A 25,006-nucleotide genomic window follows, 5' to 3' on the forward strand; every position below is an offset into this window, starting at 1 on the left:
GAATGTTTTTAGACGAGTTTGAAAAATATAATTTACAATACGAAAAGGGGGTAAAGAAAATTTCCTATCGCAGTAGCTATCCAAAAATTGTGAAAGAGCCGTTTGATTTAAAGTTGGAAAAATCACACGGCAACTATGATTTGTTTTTCAACCGTAAAGGCTTGTTACTTCACAGTGTTCATACAGAGAAAAACAAAAATTACAAAGTAATTTATGGCTATAACCGCAAAGGCATTTTGCTTACCGCTATGAGTTTGCTTTCAGAAAAGAATGAACTGATTTCACTCAGTGAATTTGAATATGACGAGAAAGGAAGGATTGAAAGGGAAACAGTTCGTTCATTTTACCACAGTTTGGACTGCAATGTGATTTCTGAATGCATCCACACCTATAAGGAAAACATTCATGAAATGCTTATGACAAGTGACGATGAAGAAGAAGATTGCACCTTTTATTATACATGCGACAATAAGAAAAGAGTTATTGAAGAAAAGGCAATTCGTGGCGAAAACGAATTAGTTTACTGGAACAAAAACGAATATGACAAAAACGATAACCTGATAAAAGAAATTTCGCTTGGCGAAGATGGAGAACCTGATGGAGTGTATGAATTTCTTCCAGTCAATAACGGATTGGCAACAGGTTACCATTACAAATCAAAAGATACAAACTACCTGCGAGAATATTCATTTACTTTTAATGACAAAGGACATTGGGTAAATCAGGTAATGTTGAATGACGGAGAGCCAAGATACTTTTATGACAGAATAATTGAGTATTACTAATGTGAAAAATCTGCTCACAGTTTCAAGCACATTTGCAAACCGCTACAAGCCCTACCACAGTCCAAAGTTTGCAAAAGAGCTTGAAACAATCCATCCAAAAAAGAATTACTTTTTTAAATTTCTCCCCTTCTAAAAATTTTAAAACCTGCCACCGCACAACCGACATAGACAGCGAAACCCTTACAGACAGCAGCTTGACAATGACGGAAGACAGAAGGCCAGCTTACAACAGCGGTTTTGCAAAAGCGGGGGTGCAGTGCTTCGGTTGACAGTTTTTTCGTATAATTGAAGTGCGGTTTTTCAAATGAACGGTAGTGCTAAAAAGCCCCGCCTTCGCAAAGCCGCCAAACGTTATGCACAAGCGTAGGACGACCGAACTACACAGACAAAAGCTGACGGACAACTTTGACAGGTGGACAACATACAGACCATATTACAACAGGACAACGAGTAAGCCGACACTCAATGCCTGACCTTCTGTATTTTTTATTTTCCCCACCGCACATTTTTATTCAATTTCCCCAACACACAGCAAGCACATTTGCAAACCGCACAATCCAACGCACCAACCAAAGTTTGCAAAAGAGCTTGCTTGCCACCCGCACCCAAGCCCACCCACCACCCGATAAACCTAATTTTCGGCATTTTATTAATATTGCTGCCGTTTCATAGATTTTTGTATCTTTGCTAAAACTTTAAGAAATCATCGCAACAGATAAGCTACATACCGACAAAATGAAACGCCATTTCAAAAGCAAGGCTGTTTTTGAAACGCAGGATATTGTTGCCTTTTACGAACAAACCGAAAAGGACATCAAGCAGACAACGGTAAATTGGCGTGTTCATACGTTGGTGCAATCGGGCGTTTTGCAACGCATCGGCAGAGGGAAATTTACATTGGGCGAAGGCAAAAATTACATTCCAGAAATTTCATCAACAACGAAAAACATCTTCAAAAAACTAAAAGTTGAATTTCCTTATGCGAATTTATGTGTTTGGAACACTTCTATTCTCAACGAATTTATGCAACATCAGCCCAACCGTTTTTTTGTGTTGGTGGAAACAGACAAAGAAACAACCAATTCGGCTTTCTATTTTTTAAGAGAAATCAAAAAATCAGTTTTCGTTGAGCCGACAAGCGATATTTTGGAAAAATACATCGTCAATGAAAAAGATGTTTTCATTGTGAAACCGCTTATCTCAGAAGCACCAACGCAAAATATAAACGGAGTAGAAACCGCAACCATTGAAAAAATGTTAGTGGACATTTTTTGCGATGATGTGATTTTTTCGGCTCAACAAGGTGCTGAAATGCGGACAATTTTCAAAGAAGCGTTTGCTAAATACACCATAAATCAAAGCAAAATGCTTCGCTATGCCGACAGACGAAGAAAGAAAGAAGAACTAACCAAATTTGTAAAAACAATTTCAAATTTATGGCAGCAATAGAAAATAACTGCCGTTTTATAGAATGATAAACCAAAAAGAAATATCAAACGAGTGGCTTAGCCAAGTGTCGAAACGACATCGAAATGCGGATAAAATCCTTGTAGAGAAAGTTATCCGTGCATTGTTGTTGTTAGAAGGTCTGGCAAAGCAAAATCTAAATTTTGTTTTCAAAGGCGGAACGGCTTTGATGCTTCATTTCAATTCTACGAAACGTTTATCCATAGACATTGATATTATTCTGCCGAATGAAAGTGAAAACTTAGAAAGCGTTTTAAATGCAATCGCACAAGAACAAGGATTTTTGAGAAAAGAATTGCAACACCGAAGCACAAACTCAAAAATCAAAAAAGAGCATTACAAGTTTTTCTACACGCCTTTGCACAAAACCAACAAAGACGAAGAATATGTTTTGTTAGACATTCTTTTTGAAAAAGTGAATTACGCCAACTTAATTTCCTTGCCAATCCATTCTGATTTTGTTCCGCAATCGGGCAAAGCACTCAACGTAAACATACCAAGTTTAGAAGATATTTTAGGAGACAAACTTACCGCATTTGCACCCAACACAACAGGCATTCCATATTTTAAAAAAGAAGACAGTATGAGTATGGAAATCATCAAACAACTTTACGACATCGGAAATTTGTTTGATGCAGTCAACGACATTGAAACCCTTAAAACTACGTTTTATCGTTTCGCAAAAACGGAAATTGCTTATCGTAATTCCAAAGAAATTACTGAAACCGATGTATTGGAAGATATTTACCAAACCGCTCTTTGTATTGTAACAAGAGGTGCAGATGGCAAAGGAAATTTTGAAGAATTACAAAACGGTATTCAACGTGTCGGCAGTTTTATTTTTTCTGAAAACTACCACATTGAAAAAACAATAGCCCACGCTTCAAAAGCCGCATACATTTCTGCGTTGATACAACACAATGCAAAAACAATAGACAAATTTGAAAACCCGCTTCAACTAAAAGATTGGAAAATTAGCGAACCGTTGAATAACAAGTTGAACAAACTGAAAAAATCCAATCCAGAAGCGTTTTTCTATTGGTATAAGATTTATGAACTGAAAAGCAAATAAAAACAAAGAAGTTGAAGCTATAAATGAACTCAATAACATTCATTGATACAGAAATTGAGCCTAAGAGCGGAAAGATTCTTGACATCGGAAGTGTCAAGGATAATGGAAGTTCTTTCCATAAAACTTCGATAGCAGAATTTATACAATTTCTTAATGGTACACAATTCATTTGTGGACACAACATTTTCAATCACGACATAAAATATATTGGCAAAGCTCTTAATGACGCAGGAATAAATTCAGCAAACATCATTGACTCTTTGTTTTTATCGCCTTTGCTTTTTCCTACAAAGCCGTATCATTCGTTACTCAAAGACGACAAACTTCAATCGGAAGACACAAACAATCCGCTGAACGATTCAATCAAAGCGAAAGATTTGTTGAATGACGAAATCGCTACTTTCAAACAGACAGACGACACGCTCAAACAAATTTTCTATTTGCTGTTAAATGACAAAAAAGAGTTTTCCGCTTTTTTCCGTTACATCGCATATAACAGCACAAGCACAGACATTGAAAGACTTATTCGTAAAAAATTCAAAAACGAACTTTGCGAACAAGTTGATTTAGCAAAAATCATTTCAGAAAAACCGATTGAACTTGCTTACTGTTTATCGTTAATCAATTCTTTTGTTCAATACAAAAAAATACATTCCATAACGCCACCTTGGGTTTTAAAAAATTATCCCGAAGTGGAACGGATAATGTTTCGTTTGAGAAACAAACCGTGTGTAAGCGGTTGTGAATATTGCAACAGCGTTTTAGATGCACACAAAGGACTAAAAAGATTTTTCGGTTTTGATTCTTACAGAAGTTACGGAGGCGAACCGCTACAAGAAAAAGCGGTTAAAGCCGCGATTGACAACAAATCTATTCTTGCCGTTTTTCCGACAGGTGGCGGAAAGTCAATCACGTTTCAAGTTCCCGCTTTGATGAGTGGAGAAACGTCAAAAGGTTTGACAATTGTGATTTCACCTTTGCAATCACTAATGAAAGACCAAGTTGACAACCTTGAAAAAGTTGGAATTACAGACGCAGTTACAATAAACGGTTTGCTTGACCCGATTGAAAGAGCAAAATCTTTTGAGCGAGTTGAAGACGGTTCGGCTTCTATTCTTTACATATCACCTGAATTGCTACGCTCAAAAACGATTGAAAAATTAGTTTTAGGAAGAAAAATTGCACGTTTTGTTATTGATGAGGCGCACTGTTTTTCTTCGTGGGGACAAGATTTCAGAGTTGATTATTTATACATCGGAGATTTTATCAAATCCATTCAGGAAAAGAAAAATCTTGAAGACGGCATTCCTGTTTCGTGTTTCACAGCAACGGCAAAACAAAAAGTAATTGAAGACATACGAGATTATTTCAGAGAAAAACTTTCGCTTAATCTTGAATTGTTTACTTCAATAGCATCACGAACAAATCTACAATACAAAGTATTTGAAAAAGCAGACGAAGAAGAAAAATACCAAGCAGCGAGAGATTTGATTGAAGAAAAAAATTGCCCGACTATCATTTACGTTTCACGAACACGAAAAGCCTACACACTTGCAGAACGCTTAAAAGAAGACGGTTTTAGCGCAAAACCTTATCACGGTAAAATGGATAAGCAGGAAAAATCTGAAAACCAAGATTCGTTTATCAATGGAGAAACTCAAATAATGGTGGCTACTTCTGCTTTCGGAATGGGCGTTGACAAAAAGGATGTCGGAATGGTCATTCACTATGAAATTTCCGATTCACTTGAAAATTATATTCAAGAAGCAGGACGAGCAGGGCGAGATGAAAATATTACGGCAGATTGTTTTGTGTTGTTTAACGAAGAAGATTTAAGCAAACACTTTATTCTTTTAAATCAAACAAAACTTTCAATTAAAGAAATTCAGCAAGTTTGGAAAGCAATAAAAGAGATAACAAGATTTCGTTCAATGGTTTCTAATTCCGCTTTGGAAATTGCACGAAAAGCAGGTTGGGACGACAATGTTGTTGAAATTGAAACACGGGTAACAACTGCCATTGCAGCGTTGGAAGATGCAGGATATTTGAAACGTGGACAAAATATGCCACGAGTTTTTGCAAACAGTATTCTTGCAAAAAACGCACAGGAAGCCATTGACAAAATTAATGCTTCGGAAAGATTTGTTGGAAATCAAAAAGAAAAAGGTGTAAGAATTATCAAGAAACTTTTCTCAAGCAAAAGCAGAAAACAAGTAAGCGATGAGGCAGCAGAATCAAGAATAGATTACATCAGCGACCATTTAGGAATTGTAAAAGAAGAAGTGATAAACATTGTTAATCTTTTGCGAGAAGAAAAGATTTTAGCCGATGCAAAAGATTTGACCGCTTTTATCAAAAAAGGAGAAAACAAAAATCGTTCGTTCAACATCGTTGACACATTCAGTAAAATTGAAAACTTTTTACTTCCAATTATTGAAGAACAAGAAAAAGTGTTTCACATCAAAGAACTGAACGAACAAGCCGAAGAAAAAGGACTTGACGATATAAGCACCAATAAGATGAAAGCCATTTTCAATTTTTGGGCAATTAAAAATTGGATTAAGCGAAAAGGTTTAGAATCAAAAAATCACGTTGCTGTTCTTTCATTACACCCGAAAGAATTGTTGAAAGAGAAATTAGAGAAACGACACGCTTTGGCAAAATTCATTGTTGAGTTTCTCTATGAAAAAAGTAATGTAAACGCTTCGGAAAAAGAATCTACAAAAGAAGAAGTATTAGTTGAATTTTCCGTTCAAGAATTAAAAATCGCTTACGAGGAAAGTTCAAGTTTGTTTAAAGTAAACATCAATATTGACGATATTGAAGACACGCTTTTTTACTTGTCAAGAATTGAAGCGATAAAAATTGAAGGCGGATTTTTGGTTGTGTATAATCGTTTGACCATTGAACGAACAGAACAAGACAACAAAAAACGCTACACAAAAGACGATTATCAAAAACTCAATCAGTTTTACGAAAACAAAGTTCAGCAAATTCACATCGTTGGCGAATACGCAAAGAAAATGATTGAGGACTACAAAAGTGCTTTGCAGTTTGTAGAAGATTATTTTCACTTAAACTATTCTTCGTTTCTACACAGATATTTTCCGGGCAGTCGTCAAAATGAAATCAAACGAAACATTACACCTGCCAAATTCAGACAACTTTTTGGAGAACTTTCGCCAACGCAATTAAAAATCATAAACGATAACGAAACAAAGCACATTGTTGTTGCTGCGGGTCCGGGAAGCGGAAAAACAAGGGTTTTGGTTCACAAATTGGCTTCATTGCTTTTAATGGAAGATGTGAAACACGAACAGTTACTTATGATTACGTTTTCAAGAGCAGCAGCAACCGAATTTAAAAAACGTTTGCTTAAACTAATTGGAAACGCAGCAAACTATATTGAAATAAAAACTTTCCATTCTTACTGTTTTGATTTGTTAGGCAAAGTCGGAAGTTTGGAAAAATCAGACGAAATTCTAAAAAAGACTGTTCAGAAAATAAAGAATAACGAAGTTGAAGCAAGCCGAATAACAAAAACCGTTTTGGTAATTGATGAAGCACAAGATATGGACAAAGACGAGTTTGGTTTGATTAGTGCTTTGATGGAACAAAACGAAGAAATGCGCGTAATTGCCGTTGGCGATGACGACCAAAACATTTATGAATTTAGAGGTGCAAGTTCAAAACATCTTGAACAATTCATTCGTGAAAACAAAGCAGTCAAACACGAATTGGTAGAGAATTACCGAAGCAAAAGCAACCTTGTTGATTTTACAAATCAATTTGTAAGACGTATTTCTTCCCGACTAAAACAAACGCCAATCATTGCAAAGCAAAATGACAATGGACAAATTAAAATCGTGCGTTATCAAAGTGGAAACCTCATCAACCCACTTGTGCAAGACATTCTCACAACAGGACTTTCGGGAACAACTTGCGTTTTGACAAAGACAAATGAAGAAGCATTACAAATTACAGGATTGCTTTTAAAAAATGATGTGCAAGCAAAATTGATTCAATCAAATGACGGTTTCAGTTTATACAATCTGAATGAAGTCAGATATTTTTTAAATCAGTTGAGTTTGACCGATGATGTTTATACAATAAGTGATGAAATTTGGTTAAACGCAAAACGTGAAGTTGTAAACAAATATCGCTACAGCACCAAATTGGAAATTTTAGGAAACATCATCAAAGAATTTGAAGCATCAAATCCCAAAAGGAAATATAAATCGGATTTAGAAGTTTTCATTCGTGAATCCAAGTTAGAGGATTTCTTCAACGAAAATGGCGAGACAATTTTCGTTTCAACAATTCACAAAGCAAAAGGAAAAGAATTTGACAATGTTTTTCTAATGCTTGAAAACTTCAATCCCGCAACAGACGAAGCTAAACGATTATTGTATGTTGCTATGACAAGGGCAAAAAGAAATTTTACCATTCATTTAAACTCAAACTTTCTTGACAACATTGCAGCAGAGAACTTGGAACGAATTGAAAACAGAGAAAATCATTTACCCCCAAACGAATTGGCAATGCATCTAAGTTTAAAAGACGTTTGGTTGGATTATTTCATAACCCGACAAAATTTGATTTGTCAACTAACAAGTGGAGATATGTTGACTTTAAGCGGAGATGAATGTTTGAATAAAAACGGAAAATCCGTTTTAAAATTCTCAAAGCAATTTGTTGGACAAATTGAAAATATGAAAAACTATGAATTAAAAAGTGCTAAAGTGAATTTTATTGTTTATTGGAAAAAAGAAGAAACAGAACAAGAAGTGAAAATTATTTTACCCGAACTTTATTTTGAAAGAAAAAAATAACGAATGAGAAACTCCAACAGCCACACACAGGTGTAAGCACATTTGCAAACCGCACCAGCCGACACGCAAGACCAAAGTTTGCAAAAGAGCTTCCACCTTGCCACCCCGACAAAAATTGAATAAAAATTTCCTTCCCTTCTGAAAATAAAAAATACGCAGACACTCAAACCAACACGACAGACAGAACGCCAGTGCATAACAGCGGTTTGGCGTAATGGGGGCGGACATTCTTCGTATGAAAATTTGTGCTAAATTTGAACTGTGTGCTTCGTATCAAGTGTTGTGCTGAAAAGCCCCCACTACGCCAAGCCGCGAACCGTTGGCGGTCATTGTAACGAGCAACCGTGCTAGAACAACAAACACGAAGGAACAAGTGAAAAACCACTCATCATAATCCTGACAATTTTGAAACATTTAAAGCAAACAAAAGATGATAAAGGAATACTTTGAAAGTTTCAAGGTTTTGACAAAGGAAGAAATTGAAACGGTCATTCAGCTTTTTACCCCAAAGAAACTTAACAAGTTTGATTTTTTCGTTCAGGAAGGGCAACGTTGCACAGAAATCGCATTTATTAAATCGGGGGTTTTCCGTTCCTATTATTTGTCTAACGAAGGAGAAGACATAACCTATTGTTTTAGATTTCAGAATGAATTAATGGCTGCCTATTCGTCATTTATAACAGGCGAAGGACGTTTGGAAAATATGCAGGCACTTTCTTCCGCTGAATTATTGGTCATCAAAAAAAGTGAAATGGAAAAACTAACAAAAAGCCCCAATTGGATAAAGTTTTTGAAAATTATTGCAGAGCAAAATTATCTCGAACTTGAAAAAAGAGTATTTCAATTACAAAGAGATAACGCAGTACAACGATATACTTTATTATTGGAAAATCAACCTGAATATATACAACAAATTCCCTTACAATACCTGTCCTCTTACTTAGGAATTACCCAAAGACATTTAAGTAGAATAAGAAAGGAAATAGTTTTTGGACAAATGTCTTGATGTAGGGAAAATCCAGCATTTACCTTTGTCCGATAAATAAAATTAGACAAATGCGAAAAAAAATATTGCTGATAAACGGACATCCTAATGCAGACAGTTTCAACTTTGGATTAGCCAAAGCATATAAAGACGGAGCAGAAAAATCAGGGGCAGAAATTAAAGAAATCGTTATTGCTGAACTGAGTTTCAATCCAAATTTAAAATTTGGCTACCAGAAAAGAACAGATTTAGAACCAGACTTACTTGAAGCGTGGGAAAAAATAAAATGGGCAGAACATTTGGTTTGGGTTCACCCTGTTTGGTGGGGCGGTTTTCCTGCAATTATGAAAGGATTTATTGACAGGCTTTTTCTTCCCGGATTTACTTTTCAATACAGAGAAAACTCCATTTGGTGGGACAAACTTTTAACAGGAAAAACAGCACACATTATTACGACACTTGACCAACCAAGTTGGTATTATCGTTTTGTAAATGGACGGCCAAGTGTAAACCAACTAAAGAAAACAATCTTACAGTTTTGCGGTGTTAAGCCCGTAAAAGTAACATACATTGAGTTTATCAGAAAATCAGACGAACATAAAAGAAGAAAATGGTTGTCCGAAATTGAAAAACTTGGCGAAAGATTGAAATAGATTTACGCTGAATTTCTTTTTGTAAATTTGCCATTTACAGGAAACAATATGGCAAAAGGAAGGATTTTACAAGTCAAGGAAGCAACGATAACGGTTATTACACAAAACGAAACTGACTTTATCAGTCTGACAGATATGACCGCAGGTTTCAGTGAAGGTAGTGGCTTAATCGGCAAGTGGATAACCAATAAGAACACTTTGGAATATTTGGGCGTATGGGAAAACATCAAAAACCCGAATTTTAATTACCCCGAATTCGGGGTAATTAACCAAGAAGCAGGTGTAAACAGGTTTATTATGTCCGTAGGACAATGGATTGACCGAACAAAAGCAATCGGACTGATAGTAAAAGCAGGTCGTTATGGCGGAACTTATGCCCATAAGGATATTGCATTTCACTTTGCAATGTGGTTAAGTCCTGAATTTCAGATTTACCTTATCAACGAGTTTCAACGTTTGAAAGACGATGAAAACAACCGATTGAAATTAGAGTGGAACTTACAACGGACTTTGGCAAAAGTAAACTACCACATACACACAGACGCAATCAAAGAAAATCTGATACCGCAGGAAATTACTAAACAACAAACAAGTTTTGTTTACGCCAACGAAGCCGACTTATTGAACGTTGCCCTTTTTGGAATTACAGCCAAAGAGTGGCGGGACAGCAATTCCGACAAGGACGGAAATATTAGAGATTATGCAACATTGGAGCAGTTGGTAGTGTTAAGCAATATGGAAAGCATAAACGCATTGCTTATCCGACAAGGCTTGACACAAAGCGAACGACTGACACAACTCAACAAAGTTGCCATAACACAAATGAAATCTCTACTTGAAAGCAACGCAATGAAGAAACTGAAATAAGACGGACGAAAAACAACGAACCGCCAACAGGCAAGCGTAGGACGACACGACCCGACAATAATAATGAAATTTAAAGCATAAATGACAGAACAAATTGATATAGATTTTGACTTTCGAAAAGACAGTAAATGTGGCGACCCTGATACGGACAGTCCAAAATTATATGAAACTCACAAGTTGTTATGGAGTAAAGAATTACCAAACGGAAAAGAATTCATCTTGGAAATTAAAGGAGACAGTTATGGAAGATTTCTTTTGAAAAACAACTTTACAATGAATTTGTCAAGCGACAGAATGTGTCCTCATTTTGACGGAAAATATAATAACAAGTTTGACGGTTGGCTTTCAGATATTGAAAGAGAAGAACTAAAACATAAGGTGCGGACAATTGGCGGACACATTGTTTTTCCAGCACATAAAAAGAATGGATTTACAATTAATCAAGCCAGAGGAGTAAGTAGAATAATTTGTGACAGGTTTGATTTGACATTGGAGTGTATAAGACGTTTTTACAGAGACGAAGAAAGCCCTCTTTCAAAGACAATTTCAAATTACAAGGACTTTTTTGACTTGTTTGTTGACTTCAAAGGCTATGTTGACTTTTTTCATTTACAAGACTTTGTTGACCAAAACGGACAAATTGAATTTTCTCTACCGTTTGACAATTTCAACAGACCACCATTGCCACAGACAATTGACGAGTATAAAAAATATATGGAACATACGTTAGACTTAATGAATAACAGAAACCAACGAATATTAAAAGGTATAACAAGTTGACAATATGAAACTTGACAACTTAATGAAAACAAAAACGCCAGCCTGTAACAGCCGTTTTGCAAAAGCAGGGGTTTCGTGCTTCGTAGGACAGGAAAGTGCTAAATTTGAAGTTCAGTTCTTCGTAGGAAGTTCAGTGGTGAAAATCCCTGCCTGCGTATAGCTGAGAAACGTTATGGGCAACCTTAGACGACACCCCCACAGACCAACGAACACAGGACAATGAGCGACTTTAAAATATTTAAAAATTGGCTGACACAAGTTTCCTTTCTGACAGAAAAGGACTGTTCGCTTTTTGAACCCTTTTTAAAGACAAAACAACTTAAAGCGAAAGACTACTTTTTGACCGAAGGAAAAATTTGTCACGAAATCGGCTTTATCAATCAAGGCTGTTTCAGAACTTATTACCTTGCAGACGGAAAGGAAATCAACACGCACTTTGCATTTGAAAATGAATTTGTAACGGACTATGACAGTTTTTTGCAAGAGAAACCAAGCAAATATTTCATTCAGGCTTTGGAAAACGCTGAAATCGTAACATTCAATTTACCCGCTCTGCAAAATGCCTACAATCAATCCCAAAATTGGGAACGCTTTGGCAGAATGATAGCTGAACAATCTTACAAGCTGACAACCCAACGTGTTGAGAGCTTTTTGTTTTTAGACGGAGAGCAACGTTACCTTGACTTGCTTAAAAACCAACCTCACATTCTTGACAGAATACCACTTTATCACATTGCCTCTTACTTGGGACTTGAACGGGAAAGTCTAAGCCGACTACGAAAAAAAATTGCTGGTAAATAACGATTGTAACATTTGTCAATTTCTTCTTCATTCACCTTTGAGACTTTTGCAGTGTAAAATTTAATGTTTCACTAAAAAAAATTCAGAATGAAAAAGGTGATTTTTTCCGCTACTGCAATAGCTTTTATGATTTTGGCGAGTTGCAGCACTTCAAAACAAGTAACAGTTCCGCTTAACCGTTCCGTTGAGTTGGACGACACCTACACAATTATTTGGAACGGTGTCAGCAAAGCATACCGATACGAAAACGGACAATGGTTGCGAGCAGAAAGTTATGATTACCAATTTGACGTTGTTCAAAAACGTTATGACAATCATTGGAAATCCGTTAAATCATTGCACCGTATTCACCCCGACTATGACGGCAAAGCGGGTAACAGAGACCAGACAATGTATTTTGAAGTTGCTTACCAAAATCTGATTGACGGAAAAGTGCAAGCAACTATCAATTCATCGCTTGGCAACGGAACGGGAACAACAGACGCAGAATTTCGTAAATCCGTTTTGATAATGTATGTTCCAAATGCAAGTAAGTTTATGCCGTATAACAAGTTTAGAATTACGCAAAACTACAACTACGAAGAAGGTGTGCTGACCGAAACTGTTGAACTCATCAAAGAAAAAGACGGCAAAGAAATTCCGTTTATGAAGAACGAAGAAACCGCTTTGATTTTTATTAAAAGTAAATTGGACAAAGCACCAACAACCTTTAAACACTAACAGCTATGACAAACGAAGCAAGAAAAATAAGCGGTTACATTTTGCTTTCCGTTCCGACAATCATTTACGGTGGGTATTTTTTGCTCACCGTTTTAAGCGGACAACAGGAACATTTGCAATTAACGGACTTCCAAAAATCAATGTTCCGTGCAGGACACGCCCACGCAGGTGTTTTGGTCATTCTTGCGTTAGTTGCTCAACTCTTCGCAGACCACGCTTCTTTGTCCAATCGTTGGAAATGGTTTGCCCGACTTTCATTCCCGATTTCAGCCATTACAATTAGCTTAGGCTTCTTTGCGGCAGCTATCGGCAGACAAATTACCGAACCGACAGGACTAATTTTCATTTTGTATGTTGGTATTGCAATACTGACTTTTGGACTTTTGACATTGGGAATTGGACTAATCCGACAGAAGAAAGGCAGCCCATAACAGCGGTTTGGCACAAGCGGGGGTTTAGTGCTTCGTATGACAGTTTTTCGTAAATTTGAGCTTTCGGCTTCGTAGCAAGTTTTGTGGTAAAAATTCCCGCCTGCGCCAAGCCGCAAACCGTTGGTGGCAAGTGTAAAACGACACACCGTTAAAAAAGACAGTTTTAAAATGAAGAAATTATATAAATCAAAAATAGGACTTGAATTAGTAATTCCTATTGTTCTTATATTAGGGACAGTTTTAATTCTGACCATAAGTGAAAAACCAAGTTGGATAGGAATTGCAATTCTTTTACCGGTAATCCTATTTATTGTTCATATGTTTATGACAACAACCTATACAATAGACAGTGACGAGCTGACAATAAAATGCGGTTTTATAATTAATAAAACTATTGACATTAAGACAATAAAAAAGGTTACTGAAACAAACAATCCAATTAGTTCGCCTGCAACTTCACTTGACAGACTTGAAATAAATTACGGAAAATTTGACTCTATAATAATTTCACCGAAACATAAGACTGAATTTATCAATGACATTAAAAGATTAAATCCGAATATTGAAGTAAAGCTCAAAAAGAAGCATAATGAAACACTTGACACTACAAGGCAATAAAACACCAGCCACCAACAGCAGTTTGGCAAAATGGCGAGTTCAGTGCTAAAATGAACATTAGGTTTTCAAATGAACATTAGTGCTAAATTGAAAGTAAGTGCTTTAAAATCCCCGCCTTCGCCAAGCGCCAAACCGTTGGGCGTCACCCTATGACCAACCGTGTGCAACAATGAACCGACAAACAAAAAATGAAAAACCGAATATTAAATACTGACAATTCTAAAACGACAATCCTCATTCGACTAATGGTTGGTGCGGTATTTCTTTCCGAAGGAATTCAGAAATTTTTATTTGCTGACACACTTGGAGCAGGACGATTTGAAAAAATTGGCTTGCCTTCGCCTGAATTTCTAGGCAGTTTTGTTGGCGGTTTTGAAATTGTTTGTGGACTACTTATTCTTGTCGGACTTTTTACAAGACTGGCAAGTATTCCATTGATTATAATAATGTTGGTAGCCATTGCAACAACCAAATCTGAAGTTTTAGCCGAAAAAGGTTTTTGGGAAATGATGCACGGAAGCAGAACCGATTGGGCAATGCTTTTGGGAAGTTTATTTTTGTTAATCAAAGGCGGTGGCTTTTGGTCGGCTGACAAAATTTTAACAAAAAATGGAGCATAAAGCGAGCTTAAAAGATATTGCCAAACTTTTTCTAAAACTGGGCATTATTGGTTTTGGTGGACCAGCTGCACACATTGCTATGATGCAAGACGAAGTGGTTACAAAAAGAAAGTGGTTAACAGAACAACATTTTTTGGACTTGATTGGTGCAACCAATTTAATTCCTGGACCCAACAGCACCGAAATGGCAATTCATATAGGACACGAAAAAGGCGGTTGGAAAGGCTTAATAATTGCAGGTCTTTGTTTCATTTTACCAGCCGTTTTTATTACAGGAATTTTTGCTTATCTCTACAAACAATACGGACAAGTTCCAGAATTTCAACCCTTTATTTATGGCATAAAACCAGCCATAATCGCCATTATTTTGGGAGCAATTTTTCCATTAGCAAAAAAATCATTAAAATCAACGGAACTTATCATTATCGGATTATTGGTTTTGCTTGGTTCATTATTCAACATCAACGAAATTTATTTGATGCTTGGAGCAGGTTTCGTTGCGTTATTTTTGACATATTTAAGAGACAGAAAAAATAGTAATCTCAACAGTTTTCTGCCTTTAACTTTATTACAAATAACAAACACCACAATCCTTTCTGCGACAAACGCCAACTTGTTTTGGATTTTCCTAAAAATCGGTGCAATACTTTACGGAAGTGGTTATGTTTTGTTTGCATTTCTCGACACAGAATTAGTTTTGACAGGACTTTTGACAAGACAACAATTGATTGATGCTATTGCAGTTGGTCAATTTACACCCGGACCCGTTTTTTCTTCGGTAACTTTTATTGGTTATCAAATCAATGGTTTCACAGGTGCAATTGTATCGACAATCGCCATATTTTTACCCTCATTTGTGTTTGTCGCATTGCTCAACCCAATTGTAAAGAAAATGCGAAACTCAAAACTATTTTCAGCATTTTTAGACGCTGTAAATGTGGCATCTGTCGCTATAATTGTAGCCGTTTGTTTTGAAATGAGCAAAGACACAATCACTGACTGGCGGACAATATTGATTGCAGTTTTAAGTATTGTAATCGCATTCGGATACAAAAAATTAAATAGTGCTTTTATAGTTTTGGGTGGTTCACTAATCGGTTATTTATTAACACTTATATGACAAAAAACACGACAGAAAATAAGGGCGAACGCACAACAGCAGCTTGGCAAAATGGCAGGTTTAGTGCTAAATTCAAAGGTAGTTCTTCGATTGAACTTTTGTGCAAAACTGAACATTTGTGCTTCGATTTCCGCCACTACGCCAAGCCGCGGCCCGTTGGACGACCACAAAATAACGACAGAAATGAACAAAGAAATTAGAACATACAATGACAAACAAACTTTGGACGACAAAGAAATTTGTGACCAACTCATGACAGTTATTGACAATGAACTGACCGAAGCAGAAAATAAAATTTGGCATTCTCACCCTGTTTGGTTTTTAGACGGCAACCCAATTGTGGGATATAGCAAACAAAAAGCTGGCATCAGACTTATGTTTTGGAGCGGTGCGGATTTTGACGAAGAAAAATTGAATATAAAAGGAGAAAAATTTAAAGACGCTTCAATTTTTTACAACAATATAACCGACATAAACACAACCGACTTATTAAGTTGGCTCAAAAAATCAAGAGAAATTCAATGGGACTATAAAAACATTGTAAAACGAAAAGGGAAATTGGAGAAACTTAAATAACGATAACTTAATTAAATTTGACAATGGAAAAATTGCAATTCAAAAAAAAAATTAATGCACCAGCAAGCAAGGTGTTTGACGTAATGTTGGGCATTACCAGCAAAACAACATACGAGCAATGGACAGCATTATTTAATCCAACATCTACCTATGAAGGAAGTTGGACAAAGGGTAGCAAAATACAATTCGTAGGAACAGATGATAAGGGAGAAACAGGCGGTATGGTTTCGGAAATTTTTGACAACATTCCCAACAAATTTATTTCAATTCGTCATTACGGGCTTGTAAAAGCGGATTTAGAAATAACCGAAGGACCTGAAGTTGAAAAATGGGCAAATGGTTTTGAAAATTATACGTTTGAAGAAAATAGCGGAACTACTATTGTTACTGTTGACTTAGATACAACAAAAGATTTTTTAAGCTATATGAATGAAACATACCCAAAAGCTCTCGACAAATTGAAAGATATATGTGAAAAATAAACTGTGACGAAAACCTAAAATAACGACAAATAGAAACACTGCTGGTAACAGCACCTATAAGAAATTGGCGGTTCAGTGGTTAAATGAAGTTCAGTTTTTCAATCAAACTTTCATACAAGTTGAGAGTTTTGTACTTCGAAATCGCCAACTTCTTATAGCTGCAAAACGCTAATATTTCATTCTTACATCACAGAAATTTTGTATCTTAGCATAATAGCAATTGCAGCTAAAACGTATGTCAAACCAGTGAGCGATTCGGTGAGTAGGGAAAAGGGAAGTTTGTAAAATATTGATAAAGAGACTACTGCTCGATAGGTTCGATTCCCCTACGGGCTACAGGAAAGCAATAAAGTTGGTTTAAAGCGATACCGCTGGACACCAACTTTTTTTCGTTTTGGAGTATCACTAGGTATCATCCATATTAGAGGTTTTACTGGGATCATACCGAATTCTTGGGGGGAAATCCTTTTTAAGCATATAATTTCATTACCCTATAAAGAAAGAATTGGGTGTCTCTAACTCCCCGGAAGACACTTCTGAATGCTTTTAATTTCGCATTGAAGGACTCTGCGGACGCATTGGTGCTTTTGTTGTCGAAGTAATGTAGGATATAGGGATGATGGGCAGCGATAGATCTGGCCACGCTTTCAAAAGGTGCTATTCCTGAGGCTTCTACCTGATTATGCCATAGGCCAAGTTTGGTAAAAGCGACTTTCTTGTCTCTGCATTTATTGAAGATATCTCCCAATGCTATGCCCAGATCATACGCTTTTTTTAGAAGAGGAAATCGCTGGAATAAAAGTTCTGCACGGTGCTTTTGGCTTTCTGTCCATCTACTGGGATGCTTGAACAGCAGATGTCTTGACCTTGCCAGTAGCTGTTTGAGGGTATCACCATTGGACAACACTTCAGGATCGTAAGAAACACCATTTTTACGTGCTCCGGCGATCTTTTTGCTCTCTTCATCCAACACTTCCCAGCGGTATCTGATACGAAGTTCCTGAACAGCATCATAAGCAAGCTTTTGTACATGAAACCGATCGATAACCCGTCTGGCATTCCTGAAACACCTACGGATAGCCTTTGCCATATTGAGAGCCATATCCATCGTTACTTCCCTGACTTTATTCCTCAGTCTGAGTGGAATACGCTCTAATACAGCGATCATATCTTCTGCCTTTGTTCCTTTAACGGTAGCTACAATAGTCCCCTTTTTGCCCTTGGAGGCTTTGCTGCTTACGATAGTATAAAGTTCACCATTACTGAAACTGGTTTCATCGATACTAAGCTATTCGGATATATTTTCAGGAAATAACGTCCAGTACTCCGCATGGTGCTTTTGACCCCAATCATGAAAGTCGCTCAGATGGTTCTTATACTGTTCCTGAAGCTGTTTGCCATCCAGCTGGAACAGAAGCCCCAAAAGATGGACACTGATGGGATAGTTATCCAAATATCCCCTTTAAAAAAAGCCCGAATTCCGTAGTCATTCGAGCACCTTCACGAACAAGGTTCCAGTCTCTGGTAATGATTTTCCCGGTATCTAACACCGTCCAGCGTCTGCGTCTAATATGAAGAGTAACTTTCTGACCCCGAATGGGAAAGTCTTTAATTTCTGAAACAGGCATGAAGTGTTGCTCAAAGAAAAAGAGAGAAAATTAGAGTGGCACTATTTGGCGTTCAAAGGCTTATGCTACTTTTATTATTCTTCCCGAAATTTGATATAAGAAATAGGAGTTTCCCTTGCTAACTACAATCCGTCTCAAAGAGCGGATTTTTGTGTTCACCGGAACACGGCAAGTTGTGTTTTGAGCAGCTCAAAACCACTTGCCCCTACGCAGGGAGCTAAACCATTTCTCCGAAGTCGAATGGTTGAAATATTAAAATGGATTTTTATGGAAAACGAATTAAATAAAAACAAGAAGAAAGTTGGACGAAAGCCAAAAGCAGTTAAGGCAAAACACAAGTATATGTTTCGCTTAACGGCAGAAGAAAATGCGAAATTTTTAGCACTTTATGACCAATCAGGCATATCGAATAGAGCTGAATTTGTAAGGAAAACCATTTTTGAGAAAGATATAAAGATTATATATTATAACAAAAGTGTGTACGATTTCTATATGAAACTCACTCATTTCTATTCCCAATTCAGGGCAATCGGAACTAATTACAATCAGGTGGTAAAGATTTTATATCGTCATTTTTCAGAAAGAAAAGCGGCAGCTTATCTCTATAAATTGGAAAATCAGACCATTCAGTTGGCTAAATTGACTAAAGAGATTACAGATAAAATTCAAAGTTTGGAAGGTAAACCTATCAGTAAAGGAATATTAAAACATTAAACACCATATTTTTTGTCTAAAAGTTTGTTCAATCTATTTCCGTTCACTACTTTTGAATGTTCATTCCTGCTGAACGCTTAATTTTATTGAACAAAGAAATGTATAGAGACAATGATTTTGTTTATGAGGCTATTGCTTCCCTAGAAGACACAACAGGGATTCCTATCGCTATTGAAAGTGTCAGGGAAACCTATGATGTGGTGCTTCAAATTAACAATGAGACCTTTTATTGCATTGCTAAAAAGAATGCAAAGAATGCAAACTACGGTATCATTATGTCTGCTTTGAAGGACATTAGTAGTTCAAAGAATAATATTGTCATTGCTGATTATTTAACTAAAAAAACAGCAGAAGAACTTAAACAAAATAACATCAATTATCTTGATGCATCCGGAAATGCCTTTATTAAGACCAAGGATTTTTTTGTATATGTAGAAGGCAGAAAATCAAAAATCAATAAAAAAACGAACCAAACTCGGGCATTTCAGGAAGCAGGATTGAAATTACTCTTATTGCTTGTCTCTAATCCTGAAACGTTGCAATTTTCTTATAGAGAATTGGCAGAAAAAACAGGAATTGCTTTGGGTTCAGTAAGTAACATCCTTAAAGAACTAGAAGAAAGCCATTATTTATTAAAAACAAGAAACAAAAGGGTTCTAAAAAATCAGGACGACATCATTGAACGTTGGGTAATTGCTTACAATGAACTATTAAAACCCCGCTCTTTCAGAAAGAAGATGAGGGCTATAGGAAATGAATTTAATGCCAATAGCATCATAAATAATACTAACATAAAACTCTATTTAGGAGGGGAACCCGGAGGAGAGCTCTTAACCGGACATCTAAAACCTAAAGATTATATCATATATACGGATGAAGAAACAAGCAAAGTTGCAAAAGAACTGAAGCTTGTTCCGGACGAAACAGGAAATATTGAATTGTATAGTAAATTCTGGACAGATAGTCTTCATTTGAAAAATGAATATACTGCCCCTCCTTTGGTTGTATATGCAGATTTATTAGAAACCGGGAACAATAGAAATATAGAGACCGCTAAACTAATTTTAGAGAATGGATTATAACATATCAAGTGAAAAACTGGAACATCCATTATTAAAAAAACTGTTAGACGAATTGATTCCCGTATTTCAAAAATTGGAAATCAAGTTTTTCGTCATTGGAGCAACAGCCCGGGATATCATTATGGAACTTCACGGAGAAAAGTCCGGTAGAAGAACTCAGGACATAGATATTGCCATAGCTGTGGATAAATGGGAAGAATTTTCAATTATTGAAAACGAAATAATACAACTGCCTGATTTTAAAAAAGATCCAAAACAACAGCAACGCTTTTTGTATTTAGATGATTTTCAATTAGATATCGTTCCGTATGGCGGGATTACAACTGCTGAAGATAAAATCTTCTGGCCGCCTGACCAATCTTTTGCAATGACCGTATTGGGGTTTGAAGAAGCAGAAAGGGATTTAGTCAGAGTTAAGATAGATGATACACTGGAAATAGATATTGTCTCATTGGCAGGAATTTTCATTTTGAAATTGGTTGCCTGGAAAGACAGACATCATAAAGGCAATAAAGATGCGGATGATATGGGATTTATTCTATCGAACTATCTCAATATCCACGAAGAAAGAGCCGCTACGGAGCATTACGACGAAGTGTATGATATAGAAAATTTTACAATCACAAAAGCTGGTGCAGCTCTGCTCGGTATTGATATCAATATCCTCTTGTCTGATAATGAAGTCAACAAAACAAAGCTAAAAGCGATTATCGAGACAGAAATAAATGCAGAAGAAAACAGTGTTTTATTCAATCAAATACTGGAAACAAATCACATCAAATTTGATGATATACAGGATTGCTTTCAAATCCTCAACCAAAAAATAAAGTAGTGGAAGCAAATACTAAAAGATAATCAGGTGTATGTTTTCACATACAAGTTAAACCAAAAGACTTATTAAAAAGATAAAAAATGACAAGCACAGTTCAAAGAGATATATTACAAAATAAAATATGGAAAATAGCCAACGAGGTGCGTGGCTCAGTAGATGGATGGGATTTTAAACATTTTGTATTAGGAACACTTTTTTATCGATACATTAGTGAACACTTTGCCAACTATATGGAAGGTGGTGATGATAGTGTTGATTACGCAAAGTTACCGGATGATTTCATAACGCCTGAAATTAAAGCCGATGCGGTAAGAACAAAAGGCTATTTTATCTTACCTAGTCAGCTTTTTGTAAATGTTGCCAAAACAGCAAACAAAAACAAAAACCTCAATACCGACTTAAAAGCTATTTTTGATGCTATCGAGAGTTCTGCGAACGGCTATCCTTCTGAAAGTGACATCAAAGGACTGTTTGCTGATTTCGATACGACCAGTACACGTTTAGGAAACACGGTAGAAAACAAAAACAGCCGTTTAGCTGCTATTTTGAAAGGTGTGGAAGAGTTGAATTTTGGGAGTTTTGAGGACAACCAAATCGACCTTTTTGGTGATGCTTACGAATTTTTGATTAACAACTATGCCGCTAATGCAGGAAAATCCGGTGGAGAATTCTTTACACCTCAAAACGTATCCAAGCTTATAGCACAGTTGGCGATGCATAAGCAAACTACTGTAAATAAAATCTACGATCCGGCAGCAGGTTCGGGTTCTTTGTTGCTTCAAGCCAAAAAGCACTTTGACAACCATATTATCGAAGATGGCTTCTTTGGGCAAGAGATTAACCATACGACCTACAACCTCGCTCGTATGAATATGTTTTTGCATAACATCAATTATGATAAGTTTGATATTGCATTGGGCAATACGTTGATTGATCCCCAGTTTGGCGATGACAAGCCTTTTGATGCCATTGTATCCAATCCACCATATTCGGTCAATTGGATAGGTTCGGACGATCCTACCTTGATTAATGACGATCGTTTTGCACCTGCTGGTGTATTAGCTCCTAAGTCTAAAGCCGATTTTGCCTTTGTATTGCATGCACTCAGTTATCTTTCCGGTAAAGGAAGGGCTGCTATCGTATGCTTTCCGGGGATTTTTTACCGTGGTGGTGCCGAGCAAAAGATTAGAAAATATTTGGTCGATAACAATTTTGTAGAGACCATTATCGCTTTACCGTCCAATTTGTTTTACGGCACGTCTATTTCGGTAAATATCTTGGTACTTTCCAAACATAAGACCGATACCAAGACCCAGTTTATAGATGCTACAGGAGAAGGTTTCTTTAGAAAAGTAACCAATAACAATGTGTTGGAAGACAAGCACATTGAAAAGATAATGGATATCTTCGACAGAAAAACCGATGAAGTGCATATAGCCGTATCTGTCGATAATGCTAAAATTGTGGAGAACGACTATAACCTGTCCGTAAGCTCGTATGTAGAAGCGAAAGATAATCGTGAGCAGATTGATATTACGGAGTTGAATACTGAAATAGCAAAAACGGTGGAAAAAATCAATGCTTTGCGTGCCGATATTGATAAAATTGTTAAAGAGATTGAAGCAAGTTAAACAAAGTCCGGAAAATCCGAATAGTTCAAAGAGCAGGCTTTCATATCAATTATCTTACATGTCACAAGGCTCATGTTTTAGCTGGTTTTGAAAATAGAAATAAAATAAAAGATGAATAAGGAATTGCAGTTTTTAATTTATAATACGCCACAATTCAACAGTAAAATAACTGTGGTAATAAAAGATGAAACCATTTGGCTTACTCAAAAAGCCATGGCGGAGCTTTTTGCTGTGCAAGTACCTGCCATCAGCAAACATCTCAAAAATATTTTTGAAGAAGGTGAATTGTCCGAAAATACGACTGTTTCCAAAATGGAAACAGTCGTCAATCGAGGTTTTCGAGGCGAGGTCACCGAGCCTGTTGATTTTTATAATTTAGATGCCATTATTTCAGTAGGCTATAGAGTAAATTCTGCAAAAGCTACACAGTTTCGCATTTGGGCAACTAATACACTCAAAGAGTTTATTACCAAAGGTTTTGTATTAGACGATGAACGATTGAAACAAGGAAAAACAGCATTTGGGAAAGATTATTTCCGTGAATTGCTGGAAAAAGTACGTTCTATCCGTGCCAGTGAACGCAGAATTTACCAACAGATTACAGATATTTTTGCAGAATGTAGCATAGATTATAATCCCAAAGATGAAATAACCAAAAACTTCTATGCCATGGTACAAAACAAGTTTCATTATGCCATAACCGGACAGACAGCAGCAGAAATTATCTATAAAAAAGCGGATGCACAAAAGGAGAATATGGGACTGACGACTTGGAAAAACGCTCCTGATGGACGCATCTTAAAAATGGATGCCGGCATCGCCAAAAACTATCTGCAAGAAAAAGAGATTAAACAATTGGAACGAACCGTAACGGCATACTTCGATTATATCGAAAACCTGATAGAACGTGAAAATACTTTTACCATGGAAGGCTTGGCAAACAGTGTAGATAAATTTTTAAATTTTAATGAATACAAGATTTTAGACGGGAAAGGAACAAAATCGCACAAACAAGCAATTGCTAAAGCAGAAAAAGAATACGACCTGTTTAACAAAACACAAAAAATAGTTTCGGACTTTGACAAAGAAATAAGGAAACTAAAGGAAAAAGGAGGACAGGCATGAGTTTTTTAGAGAAATTATCACAAGGCCTGGAAGTAGAGTGGAAAACGTTAGAAGATGTTTCTATAAAAATATCTTCTGGTGGTACTCCAAAAACGGGTGTTGCATCTTACTATGATGGCGATATCCCTTGGTTGCGAACTCAAGAGGTTGGCAGTGGAGATATTTGGGATACAGGTGTAAAAATTACAGAGGCTGGTCTTAAAAACTCAAGTGCTAAAATGATTCCTAAAAACTGTGTGATTGTTGCAATGTATGGTGCCACCGTGGGAAAAGTCGGCATTAACAAAATTCCATTATCTACAAACCAAGCGTGTGCCAATATTCAGCTTAATGATAAAGTTGCACATTATCGTTATGTGTACCATTTTTTGCTAAGTCAGTATGAGTATATCAAATCACTTGGAGCAGGTTCTCAAACAAACATAAATGCACAGATTGTAAAAAAACTCCAAATCCCCATTCCACCTATCGAAGTTCAAAAAGAAATAGTTCGTATCTTAGATACCTTTTCAGAGCTTACAGCAGAGCTTACAGCAGAGCTTACAGCACGTAAACAGCAGTATGACTATTATCGGGAAGAATTGTTGAGCTTTGAGGATGGGAAAGTCGAGTGGAAAAGTTTGGGAGAAATTGGAGGATATTCTAAAAACCGAATCAGTTTTGAGAAACTCGATGAAACTAATTATGTTGGAGTAGACAATCTATTACAAAATAGAGTTGGTAAAACAGATTCAAACTATGTGCCAACAGAAGGCAATTTAACCGCGTATTTTCCAAATGACATTTTAATTGGAAATATTCGTCCTTATTTGAAAAAAATTTGGCATGCAGATCGAATTGGAGGAACAAACGGTGACGTGTTAGTAATTCAGCTAAAAGACAAAAACATAAGCCCAAGGTATTTGTATCAAGTATTGGCTGACGACAGTTTCTTTGACTACAATATGCAACACGCTAAAGGAGCAAAAATGCCTCGTGGTAACAAGGAAAAAATAATGGAGTACAAAATCCCGGTTCCACACCTCAAAGAACAAGAACGCATAGTTTCCATACTCGATAAATTCGACATTCTGACTACCTCCATTAGTGAAGGTCTACCTAAGGAGATAGCCCTAAGGAAAAAGCAGTATGAGTATTACAGAGATTTGTTATTGACATTTCCAAAGGATAATTTAGAAGTATAAT

At 36.5% G+C, this 25,006-nt stretch carries 25 protein-coding genes; 22 read left to right on the top strand and 3 right to left on the bottom strand.

The genetic code is table 11. The features are described 5' to 3' along the window. The first annotated feature begins 2 nt into the window (after positions 1 to 2). The 16 genes from E4F24_RS02070 to E4F24_RS02145 all read left to right on the top strand — a co-directional run bounded on the left by E4F24_RS02070 (position 3) and on the right by E4F24_RS02145 (position 16,809). Positions 3 to 785 carry a hypothetical protein gene (locus E4F24_RS02070; protein WP_140936940.1) on the top strand — a complete coding sequence of 261 codons (783 nt, stop codon included), beginning with the start codon at positions 3 to 5 and terminating at the stop codon, positions 783 to 785. Between the two features lie 735 nt (positions 786 to 1,520). Beyond that, a complete protein-coding gene (locus E4F24_RS02075; protein WP_140936941.1) occupies positions 1,521 to 2,234 on the top strand; it encodes a DUF6577 family protein in 714 nt (237 codons plus the stop codon). Positions 2,235 to 2,256: 22 nt separating this feature from the next. Continuing rightward, complete coding sequence (locus E4F24_RS02080; protein WP_140936942.1) at positions 2,257 to 3,324, top strand: nucleotidyl transferase AbiEii/AbiGii toxin family protein; 1,068 nt, start codon at positions 2,257 to 2,259, stop codon at positions 3,322 to 3,324. A 23-nt stretch (positions 3,325 to 3,347) separates the two neighbouring features. After that, complete coding sequence (locus E4F24_RS02085; RefSeq protein ID WP_140936943.1) at positions 3,348 to 8,156, top strand: RecQ family ATP-dependent DNA helicase; 4,809 nt, start codon at positions 3,348 to 3,350, stop codon at positions 8,154 to 8,156. 430 nt (positions 8,157 to 8,586) lie between these two features. Then, the gene (locus tag E4F24_RS02090; protein ID WP_140936944.1) at positions 8,587 to 9,162 is read left to right on the top strand and encodes a Crp/Fnr family transcriptional regulator; all 576 of its coding nucleotides are present in this window, start codon (positions 8,587 to 8,589) and stop codon (positions 9,160 to 9,162) included. Between the two features lie 50 nt (positions 9,163 to 9,212). Then, the gene (locus tag E4F24_RS02095; protein ID WP_140936945.1) at positions 9,213 to 9,794 is read left to right on the top strand and encodes an NAD(P)H-dependent oxidoreductase; all 582 of its coding nucleotides are present in this window, start codon (positions 9,213 to 9,215) and stop codon (positions 9,792 to 9,794) included. Between the two features lie 48 nt (positions 9,795 to 9,842). Beyond that, positions 9,843 to 10,661, top strand: a complete 819-nt coding sequence (locus tag E4F24_RS02100) for a KilA-N domain-containing protein (RefSeq protein ID WP_140936946.1) — start codon at positions 9,843 to 9,845, stop codon at positions 10,659 to 10,661. An 81-nt stretch (positions 10,662 to 10,742) separates the two neighbouring features. Next, positions 10,743 to 11,441 carry a DUF6994 family protein gene (locus tag E4F24_RS02105; protein ID WP_140936947.1) on the top strand — a complete coding sequence of 233 codons (699 nt, stop codon included), beginning with the start codon at positions 10,743 to 10,745 and terminating at the stop codon, positions 11,439 to 11,441. A gap of 219 nt (positions 11,442 to 11,660) precedes the next feature. Then, entirely contained in the window at positions 11,661 to 12,242 is a 582-nt protein-coding gene (locus tag E4F24_RS02110; RefSeq protein WP_140936948.1) for a Crp/Fnr family transcriptional regulator, read from the top strand. An 87-nt stretch (positions 12,243 to 12,329) separates the two neighbouring features. Then, positions 12,330 to 12,962 (top strand): hypothetical protein, encoded by a 633-nt coding sequence (locus E4F24_RS02115; RefSeq protein ID WP_140936949.1) that lies wholly within the window; start codon positions 12,330 to 12,332, stop codon positions 12,960 to 12,962. A 5-nt stretch (positions 12,963 to 12,967) separates the two neighbouring features. Beyond that, the gene (locus E4F24_RS02120) at positions 12,968 to 13,393 is read left to right on the top strand and encodes a hypothetical protein (protein WP_116876870.1); all 426 of its coding nucleotides are present in this window, start codon (positions 12,968 to 12,970) and stop codon (positions 13,391 to 13,393) included. A gap of 168 nt (positions 13,394 to 13,561) precedes the next feature. After that, positions 13,562 to 14,011, top strand: a complete 450-nt coding sequence (locus E4F24_RS02125; protein ID WP_140936950.1) for a PH domain-containing protein — start codon at positions 13,562 to 13,564, stop codon at positions 14,009 to 14,011. Positions 14,012 to 14,199: 188 nt separating this feature from the next. Then, on the top strand, positions 14,200 to 14,631 hold the full coding sequence (locus tag E4F24_RS02130) for a DoxX family protein (RefSeq protein WP_140936951.1): 432 nt from the start codon (positions 14,200 to 14,202) through the stop codon (positions 14,629 to 14,631). Then, complete coding sequence (gene chrA / locus E4F24_RS02135; RefSeq protein WP_140936952.1) at positions 14,621 to 15,751, top strand: chromate efflux transporter; 1,131 nt, start codon at positions 14,621 to 14,623, stop codon at positions 15,749 to 15,751. Before E4F24_RS02130 ends, chrA begins: the two co-directional genes overlap by 11 nt. Before the next feature lie 183 nt (positions 15,752 to 15,934). Next, the gene (locus E4F24_RS02140; RefSeq protein ID WP_140936953.1) at positions 15,935 to 16,327 is read left to right on the top strand and encodes a DUF1801 domain-containing protein; all 393 of its coding nucleotides are present in this window, start codon (positions 15,935 to 15,937) and stop codon (positions 16,325 to 16,327) included. Positions 16,328 to 16,350: 23 nt separating this feature from the next. Further along, the gene (locus E4F24_RS02145; RefSeq protein ID WP_140936954.1) at positions 16,351 to 16,809 is read left to right on the top strand and encodes an SRPBCC family protein; all 459 of its coding nucleotides are present in this window, start codon (positions 16,351 to 16,353) and stop codon (positions 16,807 to 16,809) included. A 469-nt stretch (positions 16,810 to 17,278) separates the two neighbouring features. On the opposite strand, the gene E4F24_RS02150 is transcribed toward E4F24_RS02145, so the two are convergent. Genes E4F24_RS02150 through E4F24_RS14175 form a run of 3 tightly spaced genes read right to left on the bottom strand, consistent with a single transcriptional unit; the run spans position 17,279 to position 18,437 of the window. After that, positions 17,279 to 18,091: an ISAon1 family transposase gene (locus E4F24_RS02150; RefSeq protein WP_317130736.1), complete on the bottom strand. Its 813-nt coding sequence runs from the start codon at positions 18,089 to 18,091 to the stop codon at positions 17,279 to 17,281. 6 nt (positions 18,092 to 18,097) lie between these two features. After that, positions 18,098 to 18,262 carry a hypothetical protein gene (locus tag E4F24_RS14000; RefSeq protein WP_235891136.1) on the bottom strand — a complete coding sequence of 55 codons (165 nt, stop codon included), beginning with the start codon at positions 18,260 to 18,262 and terminating at the stop codon, positions 18,098 to 18,100. Next, positions 18,255 to 18,437, bottom strand: a complete 183-nt coding sequence (locus E4F24_RS14175) for an ISAon1 family transposase N-terminal region protein (protein ID WP_449448567.1) — start codon at positions 18,435 to 18,437, stop codon at positions 18,255 to 18,257. Before E4F24_RS14175 ends, E4F24_RS14000 begins: the two co-directional genes overlap by 8 nt. A 267-nt stretch (positions 18,438 to 18,704) precedes the next feature. Here E4F24_RS14175 and mobA point away from each other — a divergent pair, with 267 nt between their 5' ends. The 6 genes from mobA to E4F24_RS02185 all read left to right on the top strand — a co-directional run bounded on the left by mobA (position 18,705) and on the right by E4F24_RS02185 (position 25,005). Then, on the top strand, positions 18,705 to 19,151 hold the full coding sequence (gene mobA, locus E4F24_RS02160; protein WP_140936955.1) for a conjugal transfer protein MobA: 447 nt from the start codon (positions 18,705 to 18,707) through the stop codon (positions 19,149 to 19,151). Positions 19,152 to 19,249: 98 nt separating this feature from the next. Next, a complete protein-coding gene (locus E4F24_RS02165; protein WP_140936956.1) occupies positions 19,250 to 20,233 on the top strand; it encodes a type IV toxin-antitoxin system AbiEi family antitoxin in 984 nt (327 codons plus the stop codon). Beyond that, positions 20,223 to 21,065, top strand: coding sequence for a nucleotidyl transferase AbiEii/AbiGii toxin family protein (locus E4F24_RS02170; RefSeq protein WP_140936957.1), 843 nt, complete (start codon positions 20,223 to 20,225; stop codon positions 21,063 to 21,065). The genes E4F24_RS02165 and E4F24_RS02170 overlap by 11 nt, the downstream gene beginning before the upstream one ends. 80 nt (positions 21,066 to 21,145) lie before the next feature. Further along, on the top strand, positions 21,146 to 22,696 hold the full coding sequence (locus tag E4F24_RS02175; RefSeq protein WP_140936958.1) for a type I restriction-modification system subunit M: 1,551 nt from the start codon (positions 21,146 to 21,148) through the stop codon (positions 22,694 to 22,696). Between the two features lie 111 nt (positions 22,697 to 22,807). After that, positions 22,808 to 23,821 (top strand): virulence RhuM family protein, encoded by a 1,014-nt coding sequence (locus E4F24_RS02180; RefSeq protein WP_140936959.1) that lies wholly within the window; start codon positions 22,808 to 22,810, stop codon positions 23,819 to 23,821. Continuing rightward, positions 23,818 to 25,005: a restriction endonuclease subunit S gene (locus E4F24_RS02185; protein WP_140936960.1), complete on the top strand. Its 1,188-nt coding sequence runs from the start codon at positions 23,818 to 23,820 to the stop codon at positions 25,003 to 25,005. Before E4F24_RS02180 ends, E4F24_RS02185 begins: the two co-directional genes overlap by 4 nt. Position 25,006 lies beyond the last annotated feature (1 nt).

The sequence above is a fragment of the Sphingobacterium lumbrici genome (assembly GCF_006476045.1).
GTDB classification, from domain to species: Bacteria; Bacteroidota; Bacteroidia; order Sphingobacteriales; family Sphingobacteriaceae; genus Sphingobacterium; species Sphingobacterium lumbrici.